This is a genomic window from Buttiauxella gaviniae ATCC 51604, from assembly GCF_001654835.1.
Classification (GTDB): Bacteria; Pseudomonadota; Gammaproteobacteria; order Enterobacterales; family Enterobacteriaceae; genus Buttiauxella; species Buttiauxella gaviniae.
This window is the reverse complement of the sequence record NZ_LXEP01000003.1, coordinates 201418-223938: the sequence shown is the minus strand read 5'-3', so window position 1 is coordinate 223938 and position 22521 is coordinate 201418. Positions and strand designations below refer to the sequence as shown.

The window sequence follows — 22521 nt, the reverse complement described above, 5'->3', positions numbered from 1 at the left end:
TGTCAATAATGCATACGGATGAATGTCGCATGTCTATTAAAACCATAGGATCAGGTGCATTTTTATGCCAATTTCGGGATGCATTAAGTTTTTTAATATGATCAGATACGCACTTTAAGTTTTATTAGGCGAGTTTGATAATTACATGCAGGAAAGTCTGCTATAAGTCATTTCGACCTGAGATGCGGGATATAAAAATTAGCAATAATAGAATAATTTCAGGTGCAAACAATCACAAAGGTAAATGATATGTGGTTTGTTAACTTTCTAATTCAGAAGGATATTTTTTATTTTGATAAAACAATAGCTCAAGATCAGGATTATTGAAATGGGAATGCATGAGGTATTTATGGTGGCAAACTGCTCACATGATTGAGGTTAATATATGGTGATGCGACCGAAATTATTCGGTTGTTTGAAAAAGAAATAAAGCTAAAACTTCGGCCCAGACATTAAATTTCACTATTAAAAATAATCAAACAGTAATCGAAAAACATTAAGCCTGTTACAGGGTGGTGACATGACTACTGGATGTTTGTTCATAGGTAATCAAACAACCAGGACCTTCTCATGCTGTTATAAATGTGTAACAAAACCTTCTTACACTGCTCACTTCTGATAACAATATCGAAAGGAAGCCATGATGAGCAGACCTCTTAAGCCGTTGTTTAAACAGGAACACAACGACGAAATCAGCAACCGCAGCACCAACCCCGTTTTTTCAGATGTTGCCAGTGCGTATTTGAGCCGGCGCCGATTCCTGCAAATGGGGGCAGTCGCGGGCGCCGTAGTAGCCTTCCCGACGTTGCTAAAATCCCAAGCTGCATGGGCCGTAGAAACGGCTCTGGCACGTCCTTCTTCCCTTGGTTTTACCAGTATTGAAGTTTCAACGGATGATACCGTGCGGGTGCCGGAAGGCTACATCGCGCGACCATTTTACCGCTGGGGAGACGCCGTAGGTTTAAAGGGTAACCTGCCGGAATTTAAAACCGATGGCAGTAACACTACTGATGAACAGGCCGCTCAGGCGGGAATGCACCACGATGGTATGGCATGGTTTAGTTTGCCGCAGGGAGGAACCGAGCCGAATCACGGTTTACTGGCGATGAACCACGAATACATCGACAACGGTTTGCTGTTTAAAGACGGTGTGGCGAACTGGAATCTGGATAAAGTGCGCAAGGGCCAAAATGCAATGGGCATTTCGGTTATTGAAGTGAAAAAAGAGGGCGATAACTGGAGCGTGGTTCGTCCTTCTGAGTTTGCGCGTCGTATTACTGTCAATACACCGATGACCCTCACTGGGCCTGCCAAAAATCATGAATTAATGAAAACTGCGGACGATCCGCAGGGGCAAAAAGTGCTTGGTACTATGCAAAATTGTGCCAACGGCCATACACCTTGGGGCACTTACCTGACTTGCGAAGAAAACTGGTCAGATATATTCGTTAAAAAAGCGGCGCCAAATGCCCTTGAAAAGCGTTATGGCATTAGCGACAGCGATGAATCCTACCGCTGGAACGAAGTCGATCCGCGCTTTAGCGTAGATGCAACGCCTAATGAGCCTAACCGTTTCGGCTGGGTGGTAGAAATCGACCCTTATAATCCGTCATCGACTCCACGTAAACACACGGCATTAGGGCGCTTTAAGCATGAAGGCGCTGCGATTACCCTGGCGGCGGATAACCGTGTAGTTGCTTACATGGGTGATGATCAGAAATTCGAATACATCTATAAGTTCATTTCCAAAAATCAATATGATGCGAGCCTGCGAGATGCCGCCATGGACCTGCTCTCTGAAGGGACGCTGTATGTGGCGCAATTCAATGACGATGGTAGTGGCACCTGGCTGCCGCTGGTATACGGGCAATCGGGCCTTGATGAAACCAAGGGATTTGCCAGTCAGGGTGAGTTGCTGATTAAAACGCGTCTCGCTGCTGATGCCGTTGGTGCCACAAAAATGGACCGCCCTGAGTGGATTGCGGTCGACTCGCACGCAACGGGCAGTGTTTATTGCACCTTGACCAACAATAGTGACCGAGGCAAGGAGGGCAAAGCACCTGTCGATGCCGCCAACCCGCGCGCCAATAATGTCTACGGCCACATCATGCACTGGACGGAAGAGAACGGTGACTCTGCATCAACCGCCTTCAAGTGGGATATCCTGGTGCTAGGCGGCAAGCCGGATAGCGCAGATGAGAAAACCAAAGGCTCAATGAAGGGGGCAGAGTTTGGTAGTGCAGATGGGTTATCTTTCGACCATCGCGGCGTTCTGTGGATTCAGACTGATGTCTCCTCCAGCACCATCAACAAAAAAGCCTATGAGGGAATGGGCAACAACCAGATGCTCGCCACTGTTCCAGGTACCAACGAATATCGTCGTTTCCTCACCGGGCCGTGTGGCTGTGAGATAACTGGCATCGCCTTTACTCCAGATAACCGCACGCTGTTTATTAATATTCAACACCCCGGTGAACCTGGTGACGATATCAGCGATCCGGCAAACCCGACTGCCGTCTCCACTTGGCCTGATGGTGATAAAAACAGTCGCCCACGATCTTCCTCGGTGGTTATTGTTAAAGCTGATGGTGGAATTATCGGTAGCTAACAAAATAGCCTCTACAGTTGAGCGGAACAGGGATGTTTTGCTCAAAGCCTGAAGAAAAGGTGAGGGGATAACAAGATATACAGTGATGGTTTTCAGGGCTGACCATCAGTGCTTTTATAAGTTGTTTTGTTAAAACCACTTCTCTATAAGGTAGTTAGGCTTATCTTGGTTGTGCGCATGGCCCGGGGCGTTGAATCCATCAGTACGCCCATACACAATTAATTCCGCCAGGGGTGCCTGGCGGAATTAAACAGCTACTTACATTGGGCAGGCATCAAGTTATTAACATCCTGAACCAGTTTTGGCATTGTCTCAGTGGCACCGTAGCGCGCAGTCACTAACGCTTCGGTGTGGTCTTTAATCACTTCAATAATTTTTAGTGCATTTTCGCCCGGAAACGACGTCCACTCGCCTAATACTGGCACCTGTTTCAGGCTGGTACTATGATTCGGGTGGGATGCGTAAAAGCTACCGAGCAGTTCAGCTTTCTCAACGGCAATTTTGTTTCCTGGCATATAACCTGTCAGTTTGGCCATTGCAGTCTGACCTTCCGGCCCGGTGACGAATGCTTGATGAGACTCCATCACAGGCATTGACCACTCAGACTGATATGCATCTGAATCAACTACTCAACCGCTACGTGTTGATTAAACAAAAAGGGTAGCCCAATCAGGCTGTCTTTTGGCTCCAGCCTCATTTAGTCATCTTGTGAATGTTGCCTGGAGCATTAGTAACACATTGTCTTCATTGCCCTGGTAAGCAACAAAAATCATAGATACAAAGAAAAGACTTTTAATAGGAATTGAGTAGAGCAGTCGAAATATAGCTGGATTAGTTAGGATTTTATGACTGGAGAGATAAAGCTTTGAATGTTTCTTTATGAATGGTGCGTCCGAGTGGACTCGAACCACCGACCCCCACCATGTCAAGGTGGTGCTCTAACCAACTGAGCTACGGACGCACTGTTTGTTGCGGTAAAACTTAGAATGGTGCGTCCGAGTGGACTCGAACCACCGACCCCTACCATGTCAAGGTAGTGCTCTAACCAACTGAGCTACGGACGCACTGTGTTGTCTGTGACAACGGGGACGAATATTAGCGGCAGCCCCTGAGCCTTGCAAGCTTTAAACCACAATTTTCTTCCATATTTCACTCGTTTGCTGCGCATCTGTGCAACCCGCTGGAAAAATAGCCGCCAAAACGGCGGCTATTCGGGTTTATCGTGCGGCGCGCTGCAAAATAGTGATTGAAGGCTGACGTTGCAACCAACGCATCCGCAGCATCATCATAATCGCAGCAGACGTTAGACCGATGATAAAGCCGGTCCAGAATCCTGCTGGCCCCATCGGTTCAACAACCCAATCAGTGAGTGCAAGAATATAGCCGCTTGGCAATCCCAGCACCCAGTAGGCGATAAACGTTATAAAGAAAATGGAGCGTGTATCTTTATAACCACGTAGCACACCGCTGCCGATAACCTGCACGGAATCGGAAAGCTGGTAAACCGCCGCCAGTAACATCAGGTGCGCAGCCAGCGCGACAACTTCCGGATTGCTGTTGTAGAGCAGGGCGATGTGTTCACGCATCACGATGGTGAAGATAGCCGTGAGGGTTGCCATGCACATACCAACACCAATACCTGTCCAGGCGGCGGTTTGCGCATCGAGTGTTGAACCTTGGCCCAGACGGAAGCCCACGCGGATAGTGACTGCCGCTGAAAGTGACATCGGCAAAACGAACATCAGCGAGCTGAAGTTCAGAGCTATCTGGTGACCTGCAACGTCAACAATCCCCAACGGTGCGACCAGCAGTGCGACAACCGCAAACAGTGTCACTTCAAAGAACAGAGCCAGGGCAATCGGCAGGCCCAGTTGGGTCAGGCGATATATTACTTTCCAGTCGGGCTTGATAAAGCCTTTAGGCAATTTCAAATCGCGCATTGAGCGCGCTTTTCGCACATAAGAAATCATGAAGAAAAACATCACCCAATACACCGCAGCTGTTGCTACACCGCAACCTACACCGCCGAGTTCTGGCATGCCAAAGTGGCCGTAAATAAAGATGTAGTTGACCGGAATATTGACCAACAGACCAATAAAGCCCATCACCATACCGGGTTTGGTTTTTGCCAGCCCTTCACATTGGTTACGGGCAACCTGGAAGAACAAATAACCAGGGACGCCCCACAGCAGCGCGCGTAAATAACCCACGGCTTTATCGGCAAGTTCTGGGTCGATATTTTTCATCGCATGAATGATATGGCCCGCATTCCACAGGACAATCATGATCAGCGCCGAGACAAATCCCGCCAACCAGAAGCCCTGGCGAATCTGGTGAGCAATACGCTCACGACGGCCTGAACCGTTGAGTTGCGCGACGGTAGGCGTCAGCGCCATTAACAAGCCATGACCAAAGAGAATGGCGGGTAGCCAGATGGATGTACCGATTGCCACAGCGGCCATATCGGTTGCGCTGTAGCCACCGGCCATCACGGTATCGACAAAACCCATTGAGGTTTGTGCAATCTGCGCGAGGATCACGGGTATCGCCAGTGCGAGTAACTGGCGGGCTTCAACTATGTACTTCTGCATTTGAACACCTGAATATTTTTAGTTATTAGAAAGACAGCAAGACCGCCAGAAATGGCAGAAAAATAGGAATCGCAGGGGAATTAGCCTGACTATTGTAGCGGCAGAAAACGAATACGCCAGCCAAATAATGGTGGGGTAGTGCGGATAGCTGGTAAGCATTTTTTCCAACTGTTAAAGTGATGTATTACACATTATCAGCCGCCAAATTATTACCAGGAGCTTTACGATGTTTACAGGTATTGTGCAGGGCACTGCAACCCTGGTCTCCATTGATGAGAAACCTAACTTCCGTACGCACGTCATTGAAATGCCCGACGCGATGTTACCTGGCCTTGAAACAGGGGCGTCGGTTGCGCACAACGGCTGTTGTTTGACGGTCACAGAAATCAATGGCAACCACGTCAGCTTTGATCTTATGAAAGAGACGCTGCGCATCACCAATCTCGGCGAGCTAGTGGTGGGCGACAGTGTCAACGTTGAGCGCGCTGCCAAATTTAATGATGAAATCGGCGGGCATCTTATGTCCGGTCATATTATGACCACCGCTGAAGTGGCGAAAATTTTAACTTCAGAAAATAACCGCCAAATCTGGTTTAAAATGCGCGATAAAACGTTGATGAAATATATCCTGCATAAAGGATATATCGGCATTGATGGTATTAGCCTGACGGTGGGTGAAGTGACAGCATCGCGTTTCTGCGTGCATTTAATTCCTGAAACGCTTGAACGCACCACGCTTGGCAGCAAGAAACTTGGCAATCGTATTAATATCGAAATTGACCCGCAAACCCAGGCAATTGTAGATACCGTTGAGCGCGTGCTGGCACAGCGTGAAGCGACTTTGGATGCGTTACTACCGAAGGCGTGAGGTTGAAACGGTGGATTACGCCTACGGCTTATCCACCCTACAGTTTCGAGCGTTAGGTCGGGTTAGCGTAAGCGACATCCGACTGTGTTAAGCAATCAACAAACTTCCGCGCACCAAATCACTGGTATGCCGTTCACCAAGCAACAACTCTACCGCCCGACGGGCAATACTCTCCAGCGGATATTTAATTGCGGGAATAGCATTCGAACCAGGCATTCGGGTTGAGCCGTCAAGACTGAACACCATCACCTGCTCAGGTACTTTTAACTGGTATTGATTGAGCATCATCACTGCTTCTTGCGCCTGCGTATCATCGGTGACCAGCAGCGCAGAAAACTTCACTCCACGGTTTATCAAGCGTTGTAACGCAATGCGCACCGATGATTCATCGTCAATCACCAGTTGGCGGTTGAAGGGCACCACATGGTTGTGAAGCGCCTGATGATAACCTTCAAGTGTGAGCGCTGCCGCTTCACCACTGGCAAAGTTAATCAAAGCGATTTGTCGCCGCTTTTGATTACATAAATAATGCACTGCCGTTTCGGCAGCAAAAATATGGTCACACTGGATACTGAGGTTATGTGAACCGCTCAGGCAATCAATCAACATGATTTCGTCATCAAGTTCCGGTAACGGAAAACGAGCGCCCACCACCACTAATGCATCACATAACCCATTTGAAAGCTCCTGAGCTGCCTGGGCCACACTGTCATGGTCATTGGCAAAGCGTAACAACAAATGTTTCTGATGCTGATTAAGCTGTTTCTCAAGTGCCTGCAGATAACCCGTTGACTGCTGAATATGTTCGGTTGCGCAGATAACGCCAATGCAATTGGTTGACTGGGAACTCAAAGATTGAGCGATAGCATTCGGCTTGTAGTTAAGTATTTCTGCCGCACGTAAAACGGCCTGACGACTCTCTTCTTTCACGCCGCGACTGCCGCTTAAAACACGCGAAACGGTTGCTTTAGAAACCTGCGCCAGGCGTGCTACATCATTAATATTCGACATGGTGTGAGTTTCCCGCTTCTCAGCCAGAAACGGGCCTCGCGGCCCGTATGCGGAGATTACGTACGATCGTTAAAACCATTTTCTGCGGCGGTTGCTTTGTACCATTCGCCACTTTTCTTGATGGTGCGTTGCTGTGTCTCTAGATTTAACGAGACAAAACCGTAACGGTTTTTATAGGCGTTGCACCAGGACCAGTTATCAATAAACGTCCACATGTGATAGCCGAGGCAATTGCTGCCTTCGCTGATGCCTTTATGCAGCCATTTCAGGTGGTCGCGCACGAAATCAATGCGGTAATCATCCTGAATCTGGCCGTTCTCGTCGAAGCGCTGTTCGTTTTCAACGCCCATGCCATTCTCGGAAATATAGCAATTTGGGTTGCCGTAATTTTCACGCAGGTTAGTGAGAATGTCGTAAATCCCTTGCTCGTAGATTTCCCAGCCGCGATACGGGTTCATTTTGCGGCCTGGCATTTCGTAGGCTTCAAAGAACCATTCCGGCATGAACGGGCTGTCAGGGTTTACCAGTGAATCGCGGCATTTGATGCGGCGCGGCTGGTAGTAGTTGATACCGAGTAAATCGACGACACCTGCCGCCAACAACTCTTTGTCACCAGGCTGGCACGCAGGCAACTGGCCATGCTCTTTCAACAAGGCCACCAACTCTTGCGGATATTCACCACGCAAAGCAGGGTCAAGGAAGCTGCGGTTAAACATCAAGTCAGCGATGTTTGCCGCTTTCACATCCGCAGGGTTTTGCGAACGTGGGTAAGAAGGGGTGAGGTTGAGGATAATACCGATTTCGCCGCCGTCATTACGCTCGTGATAAGCCTTTACCGCCAGAGAGTGGGCGATCATGGTGTGGTAGGCAACGGTAGCTGCACGTTTGAAATCCACCACGTTCGGGTAATGGAAGTCGTACAGATAGCCGCCTTCGACGGGTACAACTGGCTCATTGAAAGTAAACCAGTGCTTCACGCGGTCGCCAAACAGCTCAAAGCAAACATTAGCAAATTCTGCATAGGCCGTGACAACGTCACGGTTTTCCCAGCCGCCTTGCTGCTGCATTACCATCGGCATATCAAAGTGGAACAGGTTGATAAATGGCTTAATTCCCTGCGCCAACAGTTCGTCAATAACCTGATTATAGAAGGTCACCGCTTCCTGATTTACCGAGCCGCGCCCTTCAGGGATCAGGCGTGCCCAGGAAATTGAGGTACGGAAAGTATTGTGATTCAGCTCTTTCAGCAGGGCGATATCTTGCTTCCAGTTCTTGTAGAACGTGGAGGTGTCTGCCGGGCCTACGCCGTTATGAAAACGGGTCGGTTGTTCTTTAAACCACTGATCCCAAATGGTGGCAGACTTGCCAAAAGAGAGCGTTTCACCTTCAGTTTGCGGCGCTGAACTGGCGCTGCCCCACCAAAAATTATCAGGGAATACGTATTTCATTTTCGTTCCTCGTTTGACGTGCCTGCCATCCGGGCAGGCAATAAAAAATATCAGTTTGCTGTAATCGGACTGTCATTTTCCTGCGTATTACGTTCTTCATCCTGTTTCAGCAGGGTGCGTTCGTAAGCCTTCAGGAATGGGTAATACATCACAGCCGACATGACCATACAAATCAGGCACATGATTACGGGACTTACCGCCCAGTTTGCAGCCCATGAAGCGCCAATAGGTGCCGGCGTGGTCCACGGCGTCAGCGAGACAACCTGTGCAACCCAACCTAATTTTGTGGCGATATATGCAAGCGTTGCGTTAATCATTGGTACCAAAGTAAACGGTAAGAAGAACATCGGGTTCATGATGATTGGTGTGCCGAACAAAATTGGTTCGTTGATGTTAAAGAAGCTAGGCACCACGCCCATTTTGCCGATGGTGCGCAGGTGAATCGCACGGCTACGTAACAGCAAGAATGCTAGTGGCAGCGTTGACCCAACACCGCCAATCAGCAAATAGTGGTCCCAGAAACCTTGCAGATAGATATGTGGCAGAACATTTCCCGCCGCAAGTGCCGTCTGGTTAGCGGAAAGGTTAGCCATCCAGAACGGGTTCATGATCCCGGTGACGATAAGCGCACCATGAATACCGGCAAACCACAAAATCTGGCAAATAAAGACGGAAATCAAAATCGCAGGCAGCGAGTCGGATGCGGATACTAACGGCGCCAGCAGATGCATAATCGCTTCGGGAATAATCATCCCTGTGGTGGACTCAATAAATAAATTCAGCGGGTGCAGGGTGGCAACAATCACCACAACCGGAATCAGAATTTCAAATGAGCGCGCAACGCCTGTCGGCACTTCTTTCGGCAAACGGATGGTGATGTTGTGGCGTTTTAATAACGCGTACATTTCGCTGGCGTAAATCGCTGTGATCAGCGCGGTGAAAATGCCCTGGCCAGAGAAGTACTGCGTTGAAATCTGCCCGTCTTTATACGGTGCGGCGACCAGTAAAAAGGCCATAAACGCCAGTAAGCCGGTCATTATCGGGTCGAGCTTATAGTGCTTCCCGAGGCTTGCGCCAATGCCGACGGAAATAAAGAACGTCATCACGCCCATGCTGAGGTTAAACGGCAGCATTAACTGTTCACGGTAGGTGAGAGAGAAATTCAGCCATGATCGCGCAAAAGTCCAACTGCTGTCTGGCGAGAATGGCGGGAAGATAAACACTAACAAGAAAGAACCGATGATCATAAACGGAAGGGCGGAGATAAAACCGTCGCGAATGGCGATGACATGGCGCTGAGAGCCCATTGCTCCTGCCATTGGCGTGACTTTTTGCTCAATCACATTGACCATTTTTTGGTACATGCTCATGGCGGTATCCTTGCTATTTTTTTTTGGAAAGTGGACTGATTGTGAAACAACATGGAAACCGGTTTCCAATGAATAAAGAGATAAGTGTTAACGGGATCAAACTCGTGAACAAAGGAGCGCAGGAAACGTGAAGGGACTCACATTTTGTTAAGAAAATGCTACATGTTTGCAAGGATTGAATTTACCCCGGCGGAGCCGGGGTGGAAATCAGTGTGGAACCCGTAAACCGTTTTCGACGCCACGAGTGAAGACGACTTGCCAGAGCTGGATATCACGTGCACGGAAGGCACCGGCACAAGCATTCAGATAATAACTAAACATGCGTTTGAATCGTTCTGAATAGTTATCTGCAATTTCCGGCCAAAAGTTATTGAAGCGTTCATGCCAGGCCATCAATGTTTTGTCATAGTCGGCGCCAAAATTGTGCCAATCTTCCATCACAAAATGACCTTCGCTGGCATCGGCAATCTGGCGCACCGATGGCAGGCAGCCATTAGGGAAAATGTACTTGTCTATCCATGGGTCAACACCGTTAAAGGTTTTATTCGAGCCAATGGTATGCAGCAGGAAAATACCGTCAGGTTTTAGGTTGCGGTCGGCAACATCAAAATAGGTGGCATAGTTTTTCGGCCCAACATGTTCGAACATGCCGACAGAAACAATGCGGTCAAATTGCATATCCAGTTCGCGATAATCTTGCAGCGCAATATTAACGTTAAGCCCGCTACAACGCTCTTGCGCCATTTTTTGTTGTTCGGCGGAGATGGTTACACCATGAACGGCCACGCCGTAATTCCGGGCAGCAAATTCTGCCAGCCCGCCCCAGCCGCAACCGATATCAAGTAGCGTCATTCCTGGCTCAAGATGTAGCTTATCGCAGATCATTTTAAGCTTGGCGTTTTGTGCATCACTTAGCGTGGTAGCGTCTTTCCAATAACCGCAGGAATATTGCATATGTTCATCAAGCATGCGGCTAAATAAGTCATTGCCCAGATCATAATGCTCTTTACCAACTATCCACGCGCGTTTTTTGGATTGCAGATTAACTAAGCGCGCAGCGGCTACACGTAGCGTGTCTTTTAAATGGTGAGGGAGTTGCCGCTCAAGTCCGGCGCGAATGGCGTTATGGAAAAAAATATCCAGTCGTTCGCAGTCCCACCAGCCGTCCATATAGCTTTCACCAAGACCCAGTGTACCCTCTTGCAGAACACGCTTAAAAAAATCGGGATGCTTAACCTGTATATCGAAGGGGCGTGGGCCATTAATTTCTACCCCTGCCCGCGTGAGCATATCGTTCACAATCCGATACCACGGGTTATTTCTTATTCTGACTTCTTCTATACACGATGAACTCATAGCTTCTCCATCACCAATGTGAGAGGAACCTTAAAACAGCGTAGACGCTATTTTGGGCATGTGAGAAATGTCACGGAAAATTCCGTGTGCCTGATATCCGACGTAGAACAGAGAAAGGGGGGCCGGGGGCCCCAAAAAAACAGCTGTAAAACAAAAACGGGAGCCAAGAGGCTCCCGTTTTTATGTGATTATTATGGTGTAATTTGTTGAGCCGTTTATGAGTATAGGCTCGCTTAAGCGGTGATTCAATCACATGTTATTAGCAAGCTAACTATATTTGAGCCGAGCAATTTTAATCTTAATGTGCATCCGATTCAGCCGGTTGCCAGACTTCGGCATTTTTACGGCGCTGAAGCAAATAACCCAGCATGGCCAGAGCAATTGTTACCAGCATGACACTGGTGGTTGTCAGCAGTGGTGTAGCGACCAACCACGACACCATCAAACTTGCCAGGAAGCACAGGCCCAATTGCAGCGTGTTTTGCAGCGCAGCGGCTTTACCCGTGGCTTGCGGGAACGGCAACAGTGCGGAAGCGACCACGATTGGGTAAATCGCACCGTTGGCAATCGCCATGATACAGAATGGGATGAGCAGCATAGTCAGGTTCGCGTGTCCACTTATCGATACCGCCCAGGTGCCGAACACACTCAACGTATATAACGCCAGCAACCACGGCAGCATTTGCTTGCCTTGCCATTTTTGCAGTGCGCTACGGCAGCTATAACCACCAATCAGGAAGGCGATAGTTTGCGGCACATAGCTCAGGCCAATTGCCGCCGGGCTGTAACCCATATCGTTCAGAATAAACGGAGAACCGGTCAGCCAGGCAAAGAAGCTGGCAGAGCAAGCTGCGTAAATCAACACGTTGCCGCTATAAACACGAGAGCGCAGCAACGACATAAAGCTGACTTTATTGTCTTCTGTTTGCGGGTGATGCTGGGTACGTGGTTTCAGACGCAGAGTTGGGATCATCAGCACCAGCGTGATGGCAAACAGTGTGGCGAAAATCGCCTGCCAGTCAAAGTGGGTCAAAATCCAGCTACCCAAAAGTGGAGCCAGTGCAGGAGACAGACCAACCAGCGGCATAATCGTTGCAAAAATACGATTTGCGCGGTTTGCCGGGTAGTAATCGGTCACCAGTGCCTGCCAGCTTACCGCGGCAGAACAAACACCAACGGCCTGAACGAAGCGCAACACCAGCAGAGCGGTGGCACTTTCTACCCACAACATTCCAATACAACCGACGGCGAACAGACTCAGACCGGCCAGCAAAACTGGTTTACGTCCGAAATGGTCTGACAGCGGCCCCCACATTAACTGGGCAAACGCAAAGCCCGCAAGGAACAGGCTCAGGCTCGCACTGACGGCGGAGGCATCGGTCTGTAAATCTTGCTGAATGGCAGCGAAAGCAGGCAGATACATGTCTGTGGCAAGGAAGCCCAGAACACTTAATCCAGCCAGCCAGATAAGAAATCCTTTTGATGGTTGCATAATTTTCTCTTGTTTTATCTTGCAGGTTGATCGCCGCGAGAGTGTACGGAGTGCAAATAGGCTTGTGAAACGCTAATATTTGTAGGTTGCGTTCAAAAATTTTGTGAGCAGAGAAATGTGGTCAGAATATTCGCTGGAAGTGATAGATGCGGTAGCGCGCAATGGCAGCTTCAGTGGTGCAGCACAAGAGCTGCACCGCGTTCCGTCAGCTATCAGCTATACGGTACGGCAACTTGAAGATTGGTTAGCGGTTCCGTTATTCGAACGTCGCCATCGGGATGTTGAATTAACCCCCGCTGGTGTCTTTTTCCTGAAAGAAGGCCGCTCTGTTATCAAAAAAATGATGACGACACGGCAGCAGTGTCAACAGATCGCAAATGGATGGCGCGGGCACCTGGCTATCGCAGTTGATAACATCGTTAAACCTGAACGAACGCGTCAGTTGGTGTTGGATTTTTATCGTCATTTTCCGGATATCGAACTGCGTATATTCCAGGAAGTGTTTAACGGCGTGTGGGATGCGCTGGCTGATGGGCGAGTTGAAGTCGCGATTGGTGCGACACAAGCTATTCCTGTCGGGGGGCGTTATGCGTTCCGCGATATGGGGACGTTGAGTTGGCGCTGTGTGGTGTCATCAAATCACCCACTGGCACAGCAGGGCGGAACCTTAAGTGATGATGATCTGCGAGCCTGGCCGTCGTTAGTACTGGAAGATACCTCCCGTTCGCTACCGAAGCGTATTACCTGGCTTTTGGATAACCAGCGTCGAGTTGTGGTTCCAGACTGGGAATCTGGCTCTGATTGTCTTAGCGCGGGTTTATGTATTGGTATGGTGCCATTGCATATAGCAAAGCCGTGGTTGGCTTCAGGGCAGTGGAGTGAGCTGACGCTCGATAACCCGTTCCCGGACGCGGCATGTTGCCTGACATGGCGGCAAAATGATGCTTCGCCAGCTTTGGCCTGGCTGCTGGAGTATTTAGGGGATAGTGAGACGATGAATCAGGAGTGGTTGCAGGAGCCTGCTTAGGCAGGCTCCTTTGACTGTTTTTAGCGGCGGTAATCGCGGAATGGGCCATCTGCCACTGAACGGCGTTCAATCAGGCGCGGATGTACTTCAATTGATTGCGACTCTTCGCGTTTATTGACGATTCTATCCAGCAGCATATTGAAAGCTGTTTCACCCAGCGAGTCCTTCGGCTGGTGAATGGTGGTCAATGCCGGTGTGAAATAACGAGCGTTACGCACGTTGTCATAGCCGATAATGGAAATATCCTGCGGTACGCGTAAACCCATTTCATCAGCAGCACAAATTGCGCCCATCGCCATAATGTCGCCGCCGCAGAATACTGCGGTAGGGCGCTGAGACTGACCGATAATCTGCTGCATGGCGCGGTAGCCTGACTCAGGTTCAAAGTCACCTTGCACAATCCAGTTCTCAGGAATAGCGATCCCAGCTTCTTCCAGCGCCTTCATAAAACCAGCATGGCGGCCGCCACCGGTATTACGCTCCATTTGGCCAGGGATTGCACCAATTTCGCGGTGACCACGTTCAATCAAATAACGTCCAGCCAGATAGCCACCGTGGAAGGCATTATCGACAACGGAGTCGGTGAAATCTGCGCGGGCTTCGCCCCAGTCCATCACAACCATTGGGATGTGACGATACTCTTCAAGCATAGTCAGTAATGATTCCGGATATTCAGAGCACATCACCAGCAGCCCATCGACGCGCTTTTGCGCCATCATGGATAAATAGGCGCGCTGTTTTTCGAAATTATTGTGCGCATTACCCAAAATCAGGGTGTAGCCTTTTTCAAAGCAGCTATTTTCGACAGCTTCGATTATCTCGGCAAAATAGGGTGCTTCGCTAGAAGTGGCTAGCAAACCAATCGTTTTGGTGTGATTAACTTTCAAGCTACGCGCGACGGCGCTCGGCGAATAGTGCAATTGTTTGATTGCCGCCCAGACCGCGTTACGTGTTTCTTCCGCCACAAAACGGGTCTTGTTAATCACATGTGATACGGTTGTGGTGGAAACGTTTGCGAGCTTCGCTACGTCCTTGATTGTCGCCATTAAATTTCACTCCGGGCCATATCGTAAACCCCTGATAACCAATGTGTTAAACGTTTGCGTACGCCAACTCCTGAGGCAACGTTAAGGTTGCAGGTATGCCGGGATTGCGACATAAAACGGGAGGAGGGCGTTGAGTAGATGGTACGCAATAAATTAGCGTGGGATTTTGGCCTATCCAGGAGAAAAGTGAAAGAGGGAAAAGCGATATCAGGTTAAAACCAGGGGGATTTTTATGTCTGATTGTGGGAAAATCAAGCCGACACACCGATTGTAGGGTAATAAAAGGAGTTTGCTAATGAGTACCGATCTGAAATTTTCAATCATGACCACGGTTGTTGTTTTGGCACTGATTGTGTGTGGCGCGTTAACCGCCGTACTGCACTGATACATCGCTCTGATTAAAATGGGCCGCAATCGCGGCCCATATCTTTTAGGTTTTATGCTGCCAGATTCTTAGCAACAAACTCCCAGTTCACCAACGCCCAGAAATGCTCAAGATAGCCAGCACGAGCATTGCGGTAGTCGATGTAGTACGCATGTTCCCACACATCCACAGTCAATAACGGTGTTGCCGCTGTTGTTAGTGGGGTACCCGCGTTTGAGGTAGAGACAATCGCCAGAGCGCCATCTTCTTGTTTGACAAGCCAGGTCCAGCCAGCGCCAAAGTTTTTAATAGCTGCATCAGTGAACTGCTGTTTAAACTCAGCAAAGCTACCAAACGACTTATTAATGGCTTCCAGAAGCTCTCCAGTTGGTTCACCGCCAGCATTTGGTGCCAGGCAATTCCAGTAGAAGGTGTGGTTCCAAACCTGTGCTGCGTTGTTAAACACGCCGCCTTCGGAAGTACGAACGATCTCTTCGAGATTTTTACCTTCAAACGCAGTGCCCTTAACCAGATTGTTCAGGTTAGTGACATAGGTTTGATGGTGTTTACCGTAATGGTATTCCAGAGTTTCGGCGGAGATATGCGGTGCTAAAGCATCTTTTGCATATGGTAGTGCAGGTAGTTCGAACGACATTGCTGACTCCTTATTACCCTTCATACTTCGAGCTGCATCTTTGTTGGCTGCGATGCAACTCGAATTATTTTGGGTATCTATTGTTAAACATCACTTTTAGTGCGGGTTTAGGGTAACAAATTGAAAGGATAAGCAAAAGAGGGAACTCACCTGCCCAGGGAAGGGCAGGCGCAGGTTTTCGATAAATAGAGTTTAACGAATTGTTTTAGGGGTCATAACCCGTTTGGCACCGACATAGTGGCGCTGCCAGTAGTCTTCGCTTAGTGAGGTTATCTGGATATCTTGTCCGGTACGCGGTGACTGAATAAATTTACCGTTGCCCACGTACACGCCAACATGGTCAGCGGTGCCCCGACCTTGGGTGCGGAAGAAGACCAAATCACCAGTTTCAAGCTCCCCACGATCTACAGATGAGGCATCACGCAGGTGATACATCTCGTTAGCGGTACGAGGAATACGGAACTTCACTAAATCTTTGTATGCGTAGTAAACCAGACCGCTGCAATCGAAACCGGTAACCGGCGAGGTGCCACCCCAACGATACGGTTTGCCTATCTGGCCCATCAATTTGTTCATTGCCGTTTTTTGTGCTTTTTGCACACGGACTTTATGCGCCGCAGCAATCGTCGTTGGCTGCTCTGATTTAACTTTTACACAATGCGCTTTATGGCCTTTACGCGGCTTGCTGCATTTTTCGGTGAAAGTAACAGGCTGGACTTTTGCGAGCTTAGAGGTTTTATTGCGGGAGTTTTTTGCAAGATTCTTTGTTTTAGCGCTGCTGGCATTTTGGGCGGTTTTACTTTTTGCGGCAGTTGTTTCTTTTTTCTTGCTGGCTGTTTTGACTGAGGTGGTGCTTTTTTTGCTGGTGGTAGTGGTTTTACTCTTACTGCTTTTTTCTGTGCTCTTCGTTGTGCTTTTAACAACGTGCGCTTTTTGCGCAGCCACGGGACGAGCGTGCTCAGACGCATGCGTCAATGGTGTATACGGCAAGGTAAATAGCAGAGCACAGAGCGTGATAGAAATTTTTGTTATCCGCGCCACTCGACAATCCCCTGGTGAAAATGAATGCATGAGAAAAACCATCATGCCCGTGTATGATTTTGCGAAACCCGCCGATTCTAATCTATTAAGCACGATAAAGTTAATAACCTTTTACTATTCGTCTTGCTGTTTCGTTACCGGACGCAAAAAAATTAACCAAACTAATGGTTGCAAGGCTATTTATTGATCAGGCTTAGGGTCATTTGCTGATTTTCAGTGGCGGGAAAAGTGTTATTCTTGATACATGTTGTCCCTCCATCGCGTATGACAGAAAAGCCCTATAAAAAATGGTGTTTTCTGGAGAGGGCGTCAATCGCTACAATGGCAGACTAATGCCAGCACTTGGTTTGAGGAAGCAAGCAATGAGCACTATTGAAAAAATCCAACAACAGATTACTGAGAACCCAATTCTTCTTTATATGAAAGGTTCTCCGAAACTGCCTAGCTGTGGCTTCTCCGCCCAGGCTGTGCAGGCGCTATCCGCTTGTGGTGAGCGTTTCGCGTACGTTGATATTTTACAGAATCCAGACATCCGTGCTGAGCTGCCAAAATACGCTAACTGGCCTACTTTCCCGCAGCTGTGGGTTGATGGTGAATTGGTTGGCGGCTGCGACATCATTATTGAGATGTATCAGCGTGGCGAGTTGCAGGCACTGATTAAAGAATCTGCTGCCAAGCATAAATCTGAAGAGCCAGACGCAGAGTAATTTGCAACTGGAGTCAGACCTGGAGTGAAATAAAAAGCGACCTGTTAAGGTCGCTTTTTTTATGCTTCGGATTCTGGCTCAGCCGGTAAGGGGAGAGGCCAGCCACCGAGTCGTTTCCAACGGTTAACGATTTCGCAAAAAAGCTCGGCGGTTTGCTCAGTATCATATAGAGCCGAGTGCGCCTGGCTGCTGTCAAATGGCATACCAGCGGCAATACACGCTTTAGCGAGTACCGTCTGGCCGAGAGCCAACCCGCTAAGTGCAGCAGTGTCAAAGGTCACAAATGGATGGAACGGGTTACGTTTTAAAGAAGCACGTTCTGCCGCTGCCATCATAAAGCTGTGATCGAATGTCGCATTATGCGCGACCATGATCGCGCGGTTACAACCGCTGTCTTTAATGCCTTTGCGCACCATTTTAAAAATGGCGTGCAGCGCGTCATATTCACTCACTGCACCACGCAACGGGTTATGCGGGTCGATACCATTAAAGGCCAGCGCTTCAGGTTGAAGAATTGCGCCTTCAAAAGGTTCAACATGGAAATGCAGGGTTTCGTCAATCGATAACCAGCCGTCTTGATCCATCTTTAACGTGATGGCTGCGACTTCAAGTAAAGCATCGGTTTTAGCATTAAACCCGGCGGTTTCAACATCAATTACTACCGGATAAAAACCACGAAAACGGTCGCACAGGCTATGCAGTTGCGTGTTGTCAGACATCAGGATCTCTTAATACGGGGAAAAAGCAGCGCGTATTATGGCAAATTTTAACAAGGGAAGCTAACGGGCGCAGAGAGCACCCGTAACAGGATATTAATTACCCAAGCCTTTACCTGCGTCTTTGCTTTCGATCAGCTCAATTTTGTAGCCGTCAGGATCTTCAACAAAAGCGATAACGGTGGAGCCGCCTTTTACCGGGCCAGCTTCACGGGTGACATTGCCGCCGTTTTTACGAATACGTTCACAGGCTTCAGCCGCATCATCAACGCTCAGCGCGATGTGACCATAAGCATTGCCTAAATCGTAGCTATCGGTGCCCCAGTTATAGGTCAGTTCGATAACCGCTTCTTCGGTTTCCGGGCCATAACCAACGAACGCCAGAGAGTATTTGTATTCAGGGTTTTCACTGGTACGCAGCAGAGTCATGCCCAGCACGTTAGTGTAAAATTCGATGGAGCGTTGCAGATCGCCGACACGTAGCATGGTGTGAAGTAAGCGCATAAAATCCTCTTTTCCTCATCATTCTTCAAGTTGTACAACCTACCTACAACCCGAATTATTTGGCTAAAATTAAAGGGTTAATTTCTAAATGTAAGGTAAGTATAGCGGCGAACTAGCGCCGCTATCAATGAGAGGGGTCTATAAAGTCGGGTAATCGGTATAACCTTCTGCGCCACCACCATAGAAGGTTTCAGGGCGCTGGGCGTTGAGTTCTGCATTGTGATGCAGGCGTTCAACCAAATCCGGGTTAGCGATATAGTCACGGCCAAAGGCTACTGCGTCGATTAGGCCTTTCTCGATTAATGTTTCGGCTTTTTCTGGCGTGTAAGCACCGGCACCGATGATCACACCGTTAAAGCGCTCACGTACTTTCTGACGGAATTCTTCGGTATAAGGTTGACCGCCAGCCCAGTCTGGTTCAGACATGTGCAGATAGGCAATGCCACGCTTGTTCAATTCTTCAATCAGATACAGTGCATCGGCTTCTTCATCCGGGCCGTTATCGACATTCTGGAAAGAGCCAATTGGCGAGACACGAATGCCAATGCGATCGGCACTCCACTCTTTACTTGCAGCATCAACCACTTCTAATACCAGACGTGCGCGGTTTTCGCGGCTGCCACCGTATTCATCAGTACGATGGTTGGATGTTGGTGACAGGAACTGGTGCAGCAGGTAACCGTGTGCAGAGTGTAATTCGACCATATCAAAGCCAGCATCGCGTGCATTACCTACAGCCTGGCGGAAGTCATTCACAATACCAGGGATTTCATTAAGCTCAAGAGCACGTGGCATTGAGGTGTCGACGCGAATGGCATGGCCATTTTCATCACGTAATGAGGTGCGCGTTCCGGCAGAAATTGCAGATGGCGCAACCGGTGCCTGCTGGCCTGGCTGAATACTGGTGTGAGAAATACGGCCGGTATGCCACAGTTGTACCGCTATACGACCGTCCACGGCGTGAACGCCTGCGGTAATTTTCTTCCATGCTGCGATTTGCTGATCGCTATGCAAACCTGGAGCGCCTTCATAACCTTTAGCTTGCGCCGAAATTTGCGTTGCTTCGCTGATAATTAACCCAGAACTTGCACGCTGACGGTAATACTCACCCATCAATGGCGTTGGAATATCGCCAGGTACAATGCTACGCAGGCGGGTTAATGGCGCCATAAAGATACGGTTAGGCGTGGTAATCGCGCCGACTTTCAGTGGAGTGAATAATTTATCTGCTGACATATAAAACACCTCTAATAGACCGGTCGTCTAGTGTTTGATTAAATAAAAAGTACTGAATTAAATAAAAGCCTATCAGGAGACAGGCTCCGCTAATAATTGAGTTACGTGGGCGAGGGCGCATTCTAGCGGTACCGCGCTACGTGAAATCTTCGCCTGAAGACTTGCTCCTAGCCACAGAGCATAAATTACCTGGGCCTGGCTTAACGCTGAACCGGTTAATTTCAGGCTTGATTCGGCATCACCTTTTTCCAGTGCATCTGCAATCTGGGAGACAATTTTTGCGGCACCTTTGTTCAAAGCCGCTCGCATATCTTCTGAAAGATCACACACTTCAGCCGAAAGCTTTACCGTTAAACAACTGATCAAGCTGCCGTGCTGGCAAAACCATGTCACCGTTTCCTGGTACCAGGCCAGCAACTTTTCTCGATAATTACCGCTATCGTGGGAAAAGTGCTGCTGTAAACGCAGGTTATAAGCAGTGTAGTAACGCTCAAGCATCGCCACGCCAAACGCTTCTTTTGACCGAAAGTAATGATAAAACGAGCCTTTCGGTACTTCAGCTGTGCTTAACAGCTCGCTCAATCCCATGCCAGTAAACCCGCGTTGCAGACAAAGCTGCTCGCCGGTAGCAAGGAGGTGTTCACGAGTGTCATGTTCAGGATGTCTGTTCATGGGGAAGACTGTAATAGACCAGTCGGTCTAAGGCAAGGCTCATGCGGCAGATTTTCCTGCCGCATGAAGAGTCAGGCTTTACGGCATGTGGCAAGAATATCCATATTAGATTGATATTCTGAGGTTTTAATATCCATCATTCCCAGCAGCGTTGAGAAAATATTATCCTGAGAAACTTGTACAGCAACCGCTTTCTTTGCCAGGCAATCAGCATTGACGGCAAAATTTCGTTGGTAATCTTTCGATAGCCAGAATAGGAACGGAATGTGCGTTTGCTGCGAAGGTGCCAGCATATAGGGCGTGCCGTGCAGATAAATACCGTTTTCACCCAGCGATTCACCGTGGTCAGAAAGATAGACCAGTGCGGTATTGAATTTGTCGCCATGTGCGTTCAGTTCATCGATGGTGCGGCTAACAATATCATCGGTGTACAAAATGGTGTTGTCATAGGTATTGATGAGCGACTGGCGATCGCAATCCTGAATCTGGTTACTGTCACACGTTGGTATGAACTTGCGGAATTTATCCGGATAGCGGCGATAGTAGGCCGGACCATGGCTACCCATCAGATGCAATACAATGACGGAGTCTTGCTGCAAACCATCCAGCACGTTACCAAAGCGATGTAGAATCGCGTCATCCCAACAGGATTTGTCTTTGCACAACGCGTCTAAATTCCACTGTGTCATATCGGTATGCGGGATACGGTCACAAGCTCCTTTACAGCCGCCATCATTATCACGCCATAGCAGATTGATACCTGCATGTGCCATGACATCAAGCAACCCTTCCTGGTGACGAGCCAACGATGCATCGTAATTTTTGCGTGGCATATTAGAGAACATACATGGAACGGATATAGCCGTTTCAGTACCGCAAGATGATGCGTTAGGGAAATAAATAACGTCGCGTTTTTTCAGTTCAGGATTGGTATCACGGGTGTAACCATTCAGTGAATAGTTTTCAGCGCGCGAGGCTTCTCCAACAACAAAGACAACTACAGTTTTCTTTTTCTGTTGGCTAATCAACGTGCCTTTTTTCGCATCTTCACCAATTTTTACCAGCGTTTGATCGCCGGCAAACCAGCGGGTCAAGCTGTAGCGGCTTATCGCACTAATGTAGTTGGCAGGAGTCACCATTTTTACCACCCCTTTGTTGTTACGGAACAGTGAGGCGTAGTCTTTATAAAATACGGATGCGACAAGAATAATAATCAACAACCCAGCCAAAACGCCTACCAACCGAGTCAGGAGGGTATACCACCAACGTGAAGGTTTGATTTTGATTGATGCCAGGATGAGTGCAGGCACGATTCCCGCAATGCTGAGCCAAATAAGCAACTGCGGAGTAATCAGTGATACGGCTTCCTGGGAGTCGGTTTCAAAAACGTTCGTCATCATGTTTTTGTCGATGACGGCTCCGTAGGTGTACATAAAATAGTTACTGGCAGCACAGCCAATTATCAGTATTACCAGCACAGGTTTACGCAACCACGGCAGGTTTATCATGCTGAAAATAGTTAACCAGGCGCTGAACAGCACCACCGGTACAGAAATTGCGAAGAGCCAGCTATGGAATGAAACTGGAGCAATGATTTCCCAGGTGCGTTTTATGAACAAGAAATTGATTAATGTGAAGAAGAGTGCACAGCAAATATTAAATTTAGAATCGTTACACTGTAACTTTTTCAGGGATTCCATAACAGCCATAAAAGATCATAAAGAATGCGCACAGACTAATGAATAAAGATTAGGTGAACCTTAGTTTCAAAAATTCATTCATATCTTTGTTTGCGGGACAAGCATTAAG

Annotated in this window: 20 protein-coding genes and 2 tRNA genes; 5 read left to right on the top strand and 17 right to left on the bottom strand. The window is 48.5% G+C overall.

What is annotated here, in order from left to right:
- The first annotated feature begins 643 nt into the window (after positions 1 to 643).
- On the top strand, positions 644 to 2608 hold the full coding sequence (locus tag M977_RS01495) for a PhoX family protein (RefSeq protein ID WP_064511778.1): 1965 nt from the start codon (positions 644 to 646) through the stop codon (positions 2606 to 2608).
- Positions 2609 to 2862: 254 nt separating this feature from the next.
- Here M977_RS01495 and M977_RS01490 read toward each other — a convergent pair whose 3' ends face one another.
- The 4 genes from M977_RS01490 to mdtK all read right to left on the bottom strand — a co-directional run bounded on the left by M977_RS01490 (position 2863) and on the right by mdtK (position 5199).
- Positions 2863 to 3192 (bottom strand): type 2 periplasmic-binding domain-containing protein, encoded by a 330-nt coding sequence (locus M977_RS01490; RefSeq protein ID WP_157092019.1) that lies wholly within the window; start codon positions 3190 to 3192, stop codon positions 2863 to 2865.
- Between the two features lie 300 nt (positions 3193 to 3492).
- Positions 3493 to 3569, bottom strand: a tRNA-Val gene (locus M977_RS01485).
- 26 nt (positions 3570 to 3595) lie between these two features.
- Positions 3596 to 3672: transfer RNA gene (locus M977_RS01480), tRNA-Val, on the bottom strand.
- 153 nt (positions 3673 to 3825) lie between these two features.
- The gene (gene mdtK, locus M977_RS01475) at positions 3826 to 5199 is read right to left on the bottom strand and encodes an MdtK family multidrug efflux MATE transporter (protein WP_064511776.1); all 1374 of its coding nucleotides are present in this window, start codon (positions 5197 to 5199) and stop codon (positions 3826 to 3828) included.
- Between the two features lie 226 nt (positions 5200 to 5425).
- Between mdtK and M977_RS01470 the strand changes: the two genes are divergently transcribed.
- Entirely contained in the window at positions 5426 to 6067 is a 642-nt protein-coding gene (locus M977_RS01470; RefSeq protein ID WP_064511775.1) for a riboflavin synthase, read from the top strand.
- Positions 6068 to 6154: 87 nt separating this feature from the next.
- Here M977_RS01470 and M977_RS01465 read toward each other — a convergent pair whose 3' ends face one another.
- The 5 genes from M977_RS01465 to punC all read right to left on the bottom strand — a co-directional run bounded on the left by M977_RS01465 (position 6155) and on the right by punC (position 12744).
- Complete coding sequence (locus M977_RS01465; protein WP_064511774.1) at positions 6155 to 7078, bottom strand: LacI family DNA-binding transcriptional regulator; 924 nt, start codon at positions 7076 to 7078, stop codon at positions 6155 to 6157.
- 56 nt (positions 7079 to 7134) lie between these two features.
- Positions 7135 to 8526: a glycoside hydrolase family 1 protein gene (locus tag M977_RS01460; protein ID WP_064511773.1), complete on the bottom strand. Its 1392-nt coding sequence runs from the start codon at positions 8524 to 8526 to the stop codon at positions 7135 to 7137.
- Positions 8527 to 8576: 50 nt separating this feature from the next.
- A complete protein-coding gene (locus M977_RS01455) occupies positions 8577 to 9896 on the bottom strand; it encodes a PTS sugar transporter subunit IIC (protein ID WP_064511772.1) in 1320 nt (439 codons plus the stop codon).
- Between the two features lie 207 nt (positions 9897 to 10103).
- Positions 10104 to 11252, bottom strand: coding sequence for a cyclopropane fatty acyl phospholipid synthase (cfa, locus tag M977_RS01450; protein WP_064511771.1), 1149 nt, complete (start codon positions 11250 to 11252; stop codon positions 10104 to 10106).
- 298 nt (positions 11253 to 11550) lie between these two features.
- Positions 11551 to 12744, bottom strand: a complete 1194-nt coding sequence (gene punC, locus M977_RS01445) for a purine nucleoside transporter PunC (RefSeq protein ID WP_064511770.1) — start codon at positions 12742 to 12744, stop codon at positions 11551 to 11553.
- Between the two features lie 115 nt (positions 12745 to 12859).
- Between punC and punR the strand changes: the two genes are divergently transcribed.
- Entirely contained in the window at positions 12860 to 13771 is a 912-nt protein-coding gene (gene punR, locus M977_RS01440; RefSeq protein ID WP_064511769.1) for a DNA-binding transcriptional activator PunR, read from the top strand.
- Positions 13772 to 13791: 20 nt separating this feature from the next.
- Here the strand turns inward: punR and purR are convergent, their stop codons facing one another.
- Positions 13792 to 14817 carry an HTH-type transcriptional repressor PurR gene (gene purR, locus M977_RS01435; protein WP_064511768.1) on the bottom strand — a complete coding sequence of 342 codons (1026 nt, stop codon included), beginning with the start codon at positions 14815 to 14817 and terminating at the stop codon, positions 13792 to 13794.
- Positions 14818 to 15112: 295 nt separating this feature from the next.
- Between purR and cydH the strand changes: the two genes are divergently transcribed.
- The gene (cydH, locus tag M977_RS25130) at positions 15113 to 15202 is read left to right on the top strand and encodes a cytochrome bd-I oxidase subunit CydH (protein WP_034455366.1); all 90 of its coding nucleotides are present in this window, start codon (positions 15113 to 15115) and stop codon (positions 15200 to 15202) included.
- A 52-nt stretch (positions 15203 to 15254) separates the two neighbouring features.
- Here cydH and sodB read toward each other — a convergent pair whose 3' ends face one another.
- Together sodB and M977_RS01425 are read right to left on the bottom strand one after the other, a co-directional pair.
- Positions 15255 to 15836: a superoxide dismutase [Fe] gene (sodB, locus tag M977_RS01430; RefSeq protein WP_064511767.1), complete on the bottom strand. Its 582-nt coding sequence runs from the start codon at positions 15834 to 15836 to the stop codon at positions 15255 to 15257.
- Between the two features lie 192 nt (positions 15837 to 16028).
- Positions 16029 to 16877: a C40 family peptidase gene (locus M977_RS01425; protein WP_064511766.1), complete on the bottom strand. Its 849-nt coding sequence runs from the start codon at positions 16875 to 16877 to the stop codon at positions 16029 to 16031.
- A gap of 362 nt (positions 16878 to 17239) precedes the next feature.
- Between M977_RS01425 and M977_RS01420 the strand changes: the two genes are divergently transcribed.
- Positions 17240 to 17584 (top strand): Grx4 family monothiol glutaredoxin, encoded by a 345-nt coding sequence (locus tag M977_RS01420; RefSeq protein ID WP_064511765.1) that lies wholly within the window; start codon positions 17240 to 17242, stop codon positions 17582 to 17584.
- A 59-nt stretch (positions 17585 to 17643) separates the two neighbouring features.
- Here the strand turns inward: M977_RS01420 and rnt are convergent, their stop codons facing one another.
- The 5 genes from rnt to eptA form a co-directional block, all read right to left on the bottom strand.
- Positions 17644 to 18303, bottom strand: a complete 660-nt coding sequence (rnt, locus tag M977_RS01415) for a ribonuclease T (RefSeq protein WP_064511764.1) — start codon at positions 18301 to 18303, stop codon at positions 17644 to 17646.
- 93 nt (positions 18304 to 18396) lie between these two features.
- The gene (gene gloA, locus M977_RS01410) at positions 18397 to 18804 is read right to left on the bottom strand and encodes a lactoylglutathione lyase (protein ID WP_064511763.1); all 408 of its coding nucleotides are present in this window, start codon (positions 18802 to 18804) and stop codon (positions 18397 to 18399) included.
- Positions 18805 to 18942: 138 nt separating this feature from the next.
- On the bottom strand, positions 18943 to 20040 hold the full coding sequence (gene nemA / locus M977_RS01405) for an alkene reductase (RefSeq protein ID WP_064511762.1): 1098 nt from the start codon (positions 20038 to 20040) through the stop codon (positions 18943 to 18945).
- Positions 20041 to 20112: 72 nt separating this feature from the next.
- Positions 20113 to 20712 carry a TetR/AcrR family transcriptional regulator gene (locus tag M977_RS01400; RefSeq protein WP_064511761.1) on the bottom strand — a complete coding sequence of 200 codons (600 nt, stop codon included), beginning with the start codon at positions 20710 to 20712 and terminating at the stop codon, positions 20113 to 20115.
- A 71-nt stretch (positions 20713 to 20783) separates the two neighbouring features.
- On the bottom strand, positions 20784 to 22412 hold the full coding sequence (gene eptA / locus M977_RS01395; protein ID WP_064511885.1) for a phosphoethanolamine transferase EptA: 1629 nt from the start codon (positions 22410 to 22412) through the stop codon (positions 20784 to 20786).
- Between the last annotated feature and the right edge of the window lie 109 nt (positions 22413 to 22521).

What these genes read in the sequence shown, in the direction of transcription:
- rnt (WP_064511764.1), bottom strand. Translation starts at nt 18,303, where the DNA reads ATGTCTGACAACACGCAACTGCATAGCCTGTGCGACCGTTTTCGTGGT.
- nemA (WP_064511762.1), bottom strand. Translation starts at nt 20,040, where the DNA reads ATGTCAGCAGATAAATTATTCACTCCACTGAAAGTCGGCGCGATTACC.
- eptA (WP_064511885.1), bottom strand. Translation starts at nt 22,412, where the DNA reads ATGGAATCCCTGAAAAAGTTACAGTGTAACGATTCTAAATTTAATATT.
- sodB (WP_064511767.1), bottom strand. Translation starts at nt 15,836, where the DNA reads ATGTCGTTCGAACTACCTGCACTACCATATGCAAAAGATGCTTTAGCA.
- cfa (WP_064511771.1), bottom strand. Translation starts at nt 11,252, where the DNA reads ATGAGTTCATCGTGTATAGAAGAAGTCAGAATAAGAAATAACCCGTGG.
- M977_RS01420 (WP_064511765.1), top strand. Translation starts at nt 17,240, where the DNA reads ATGAGCACTATTGAAAAAATCCAACAACAGATTACTGAGAACCCAATT.
- mdtK (WP_064511776.1), bottom strand. Translation starts at nt 5,199, where the DNA reads ATGCAGAAGTACATAGTTGAAGCCCGCCAGTTACTCGCACTGGCGATA.
- M977_RS01455 (WP_064511772.1), bottom strand. Translation starts at nt 9,896, where the DNA reads ATGAGCATGTACCAAAAAATGGTCAATGTGATTGAGCAAAAAGTCACG.
- M977_RS01400 (WP_064511761.1), bottom strand. Translation starts at nt 20,712, where the DNA reads ATGAACAGACATCCTGAACATGACACTCGTGAACACCTCCTTGCTACC.
- cydH (WP_034455366.1), top strand. Translation starts at nt 15,113, where the DNA reads ATGAGTACCGATCTGAAATTTTCAATCATGACCACGGTTGTTGTTTTG.
- gloA (WP_064511763.1), bottom strand. Translation starts at nt 18,804, where the DNA reads ATGCGCTTACTTCACACCATGCTACGTGTCGGCGATCTGCAACGCTCC.
- punR (WP_064511769.1), top strand. Translation starts at nt 12,860, where the DNA reads ATGTGGTCAGAATATTCGCTGGAAGTGATAGATGCGGTAGCGCGCAAT.
- punC (WP_064511770.1), bottom strand. Translation starts at nt 12,744, where the DNA reads ATGCAACCATCAAAAGGATTTCTTATCTGGCTGGCTGGATTAAGTGTT.
- M977_RS01490 (WP_157092019.1), bottom strand. Translation starts at nt 3,192, where the DNA reads ATGGAGTCTCATCAAGCATTCGTCACCGGGCCGGAAGGTCAGACTGCA.
- M977_RS01465 (WP_064511774.1), bottom strand. Translation starts at nt 7,078, where the DNA reads ATGTCGAATATTAATGATGTAGCACGCCTGGCGCAGGTTTCTAAAGCA.
- M977_RS01460 (WP_064511773.1), bottom strand. Translation starts at nt 8,526, where the DNA reads ATGAAATACGTATTCCCTGATAATTTTTGGTGGGGCAGCGCCAGTTCA.
- M977_RS01495 (WP_064511778.1), top strand. Translation starts at nt 644, where the DNA reads ATGAGCAGACCTCTTAAGCCGTTGTTTAAACAGGAACACAACGACGAA.
- M977_RS01470 (WP_064511775.1), top strand. Translation starts at nt 5,426, where the DNA reads ATGTTTACAGGTATTGTGCAGGGCACTGCAACCCTGGTCTCCATTGAT.
- purR (WP_064511768.1), bottom strand. Translation starts at nt 14,817, where the DNA reads ATGGCGACAATCAAGGACGTAGCGAAGCTCGCAAACGTTTCCACCACA.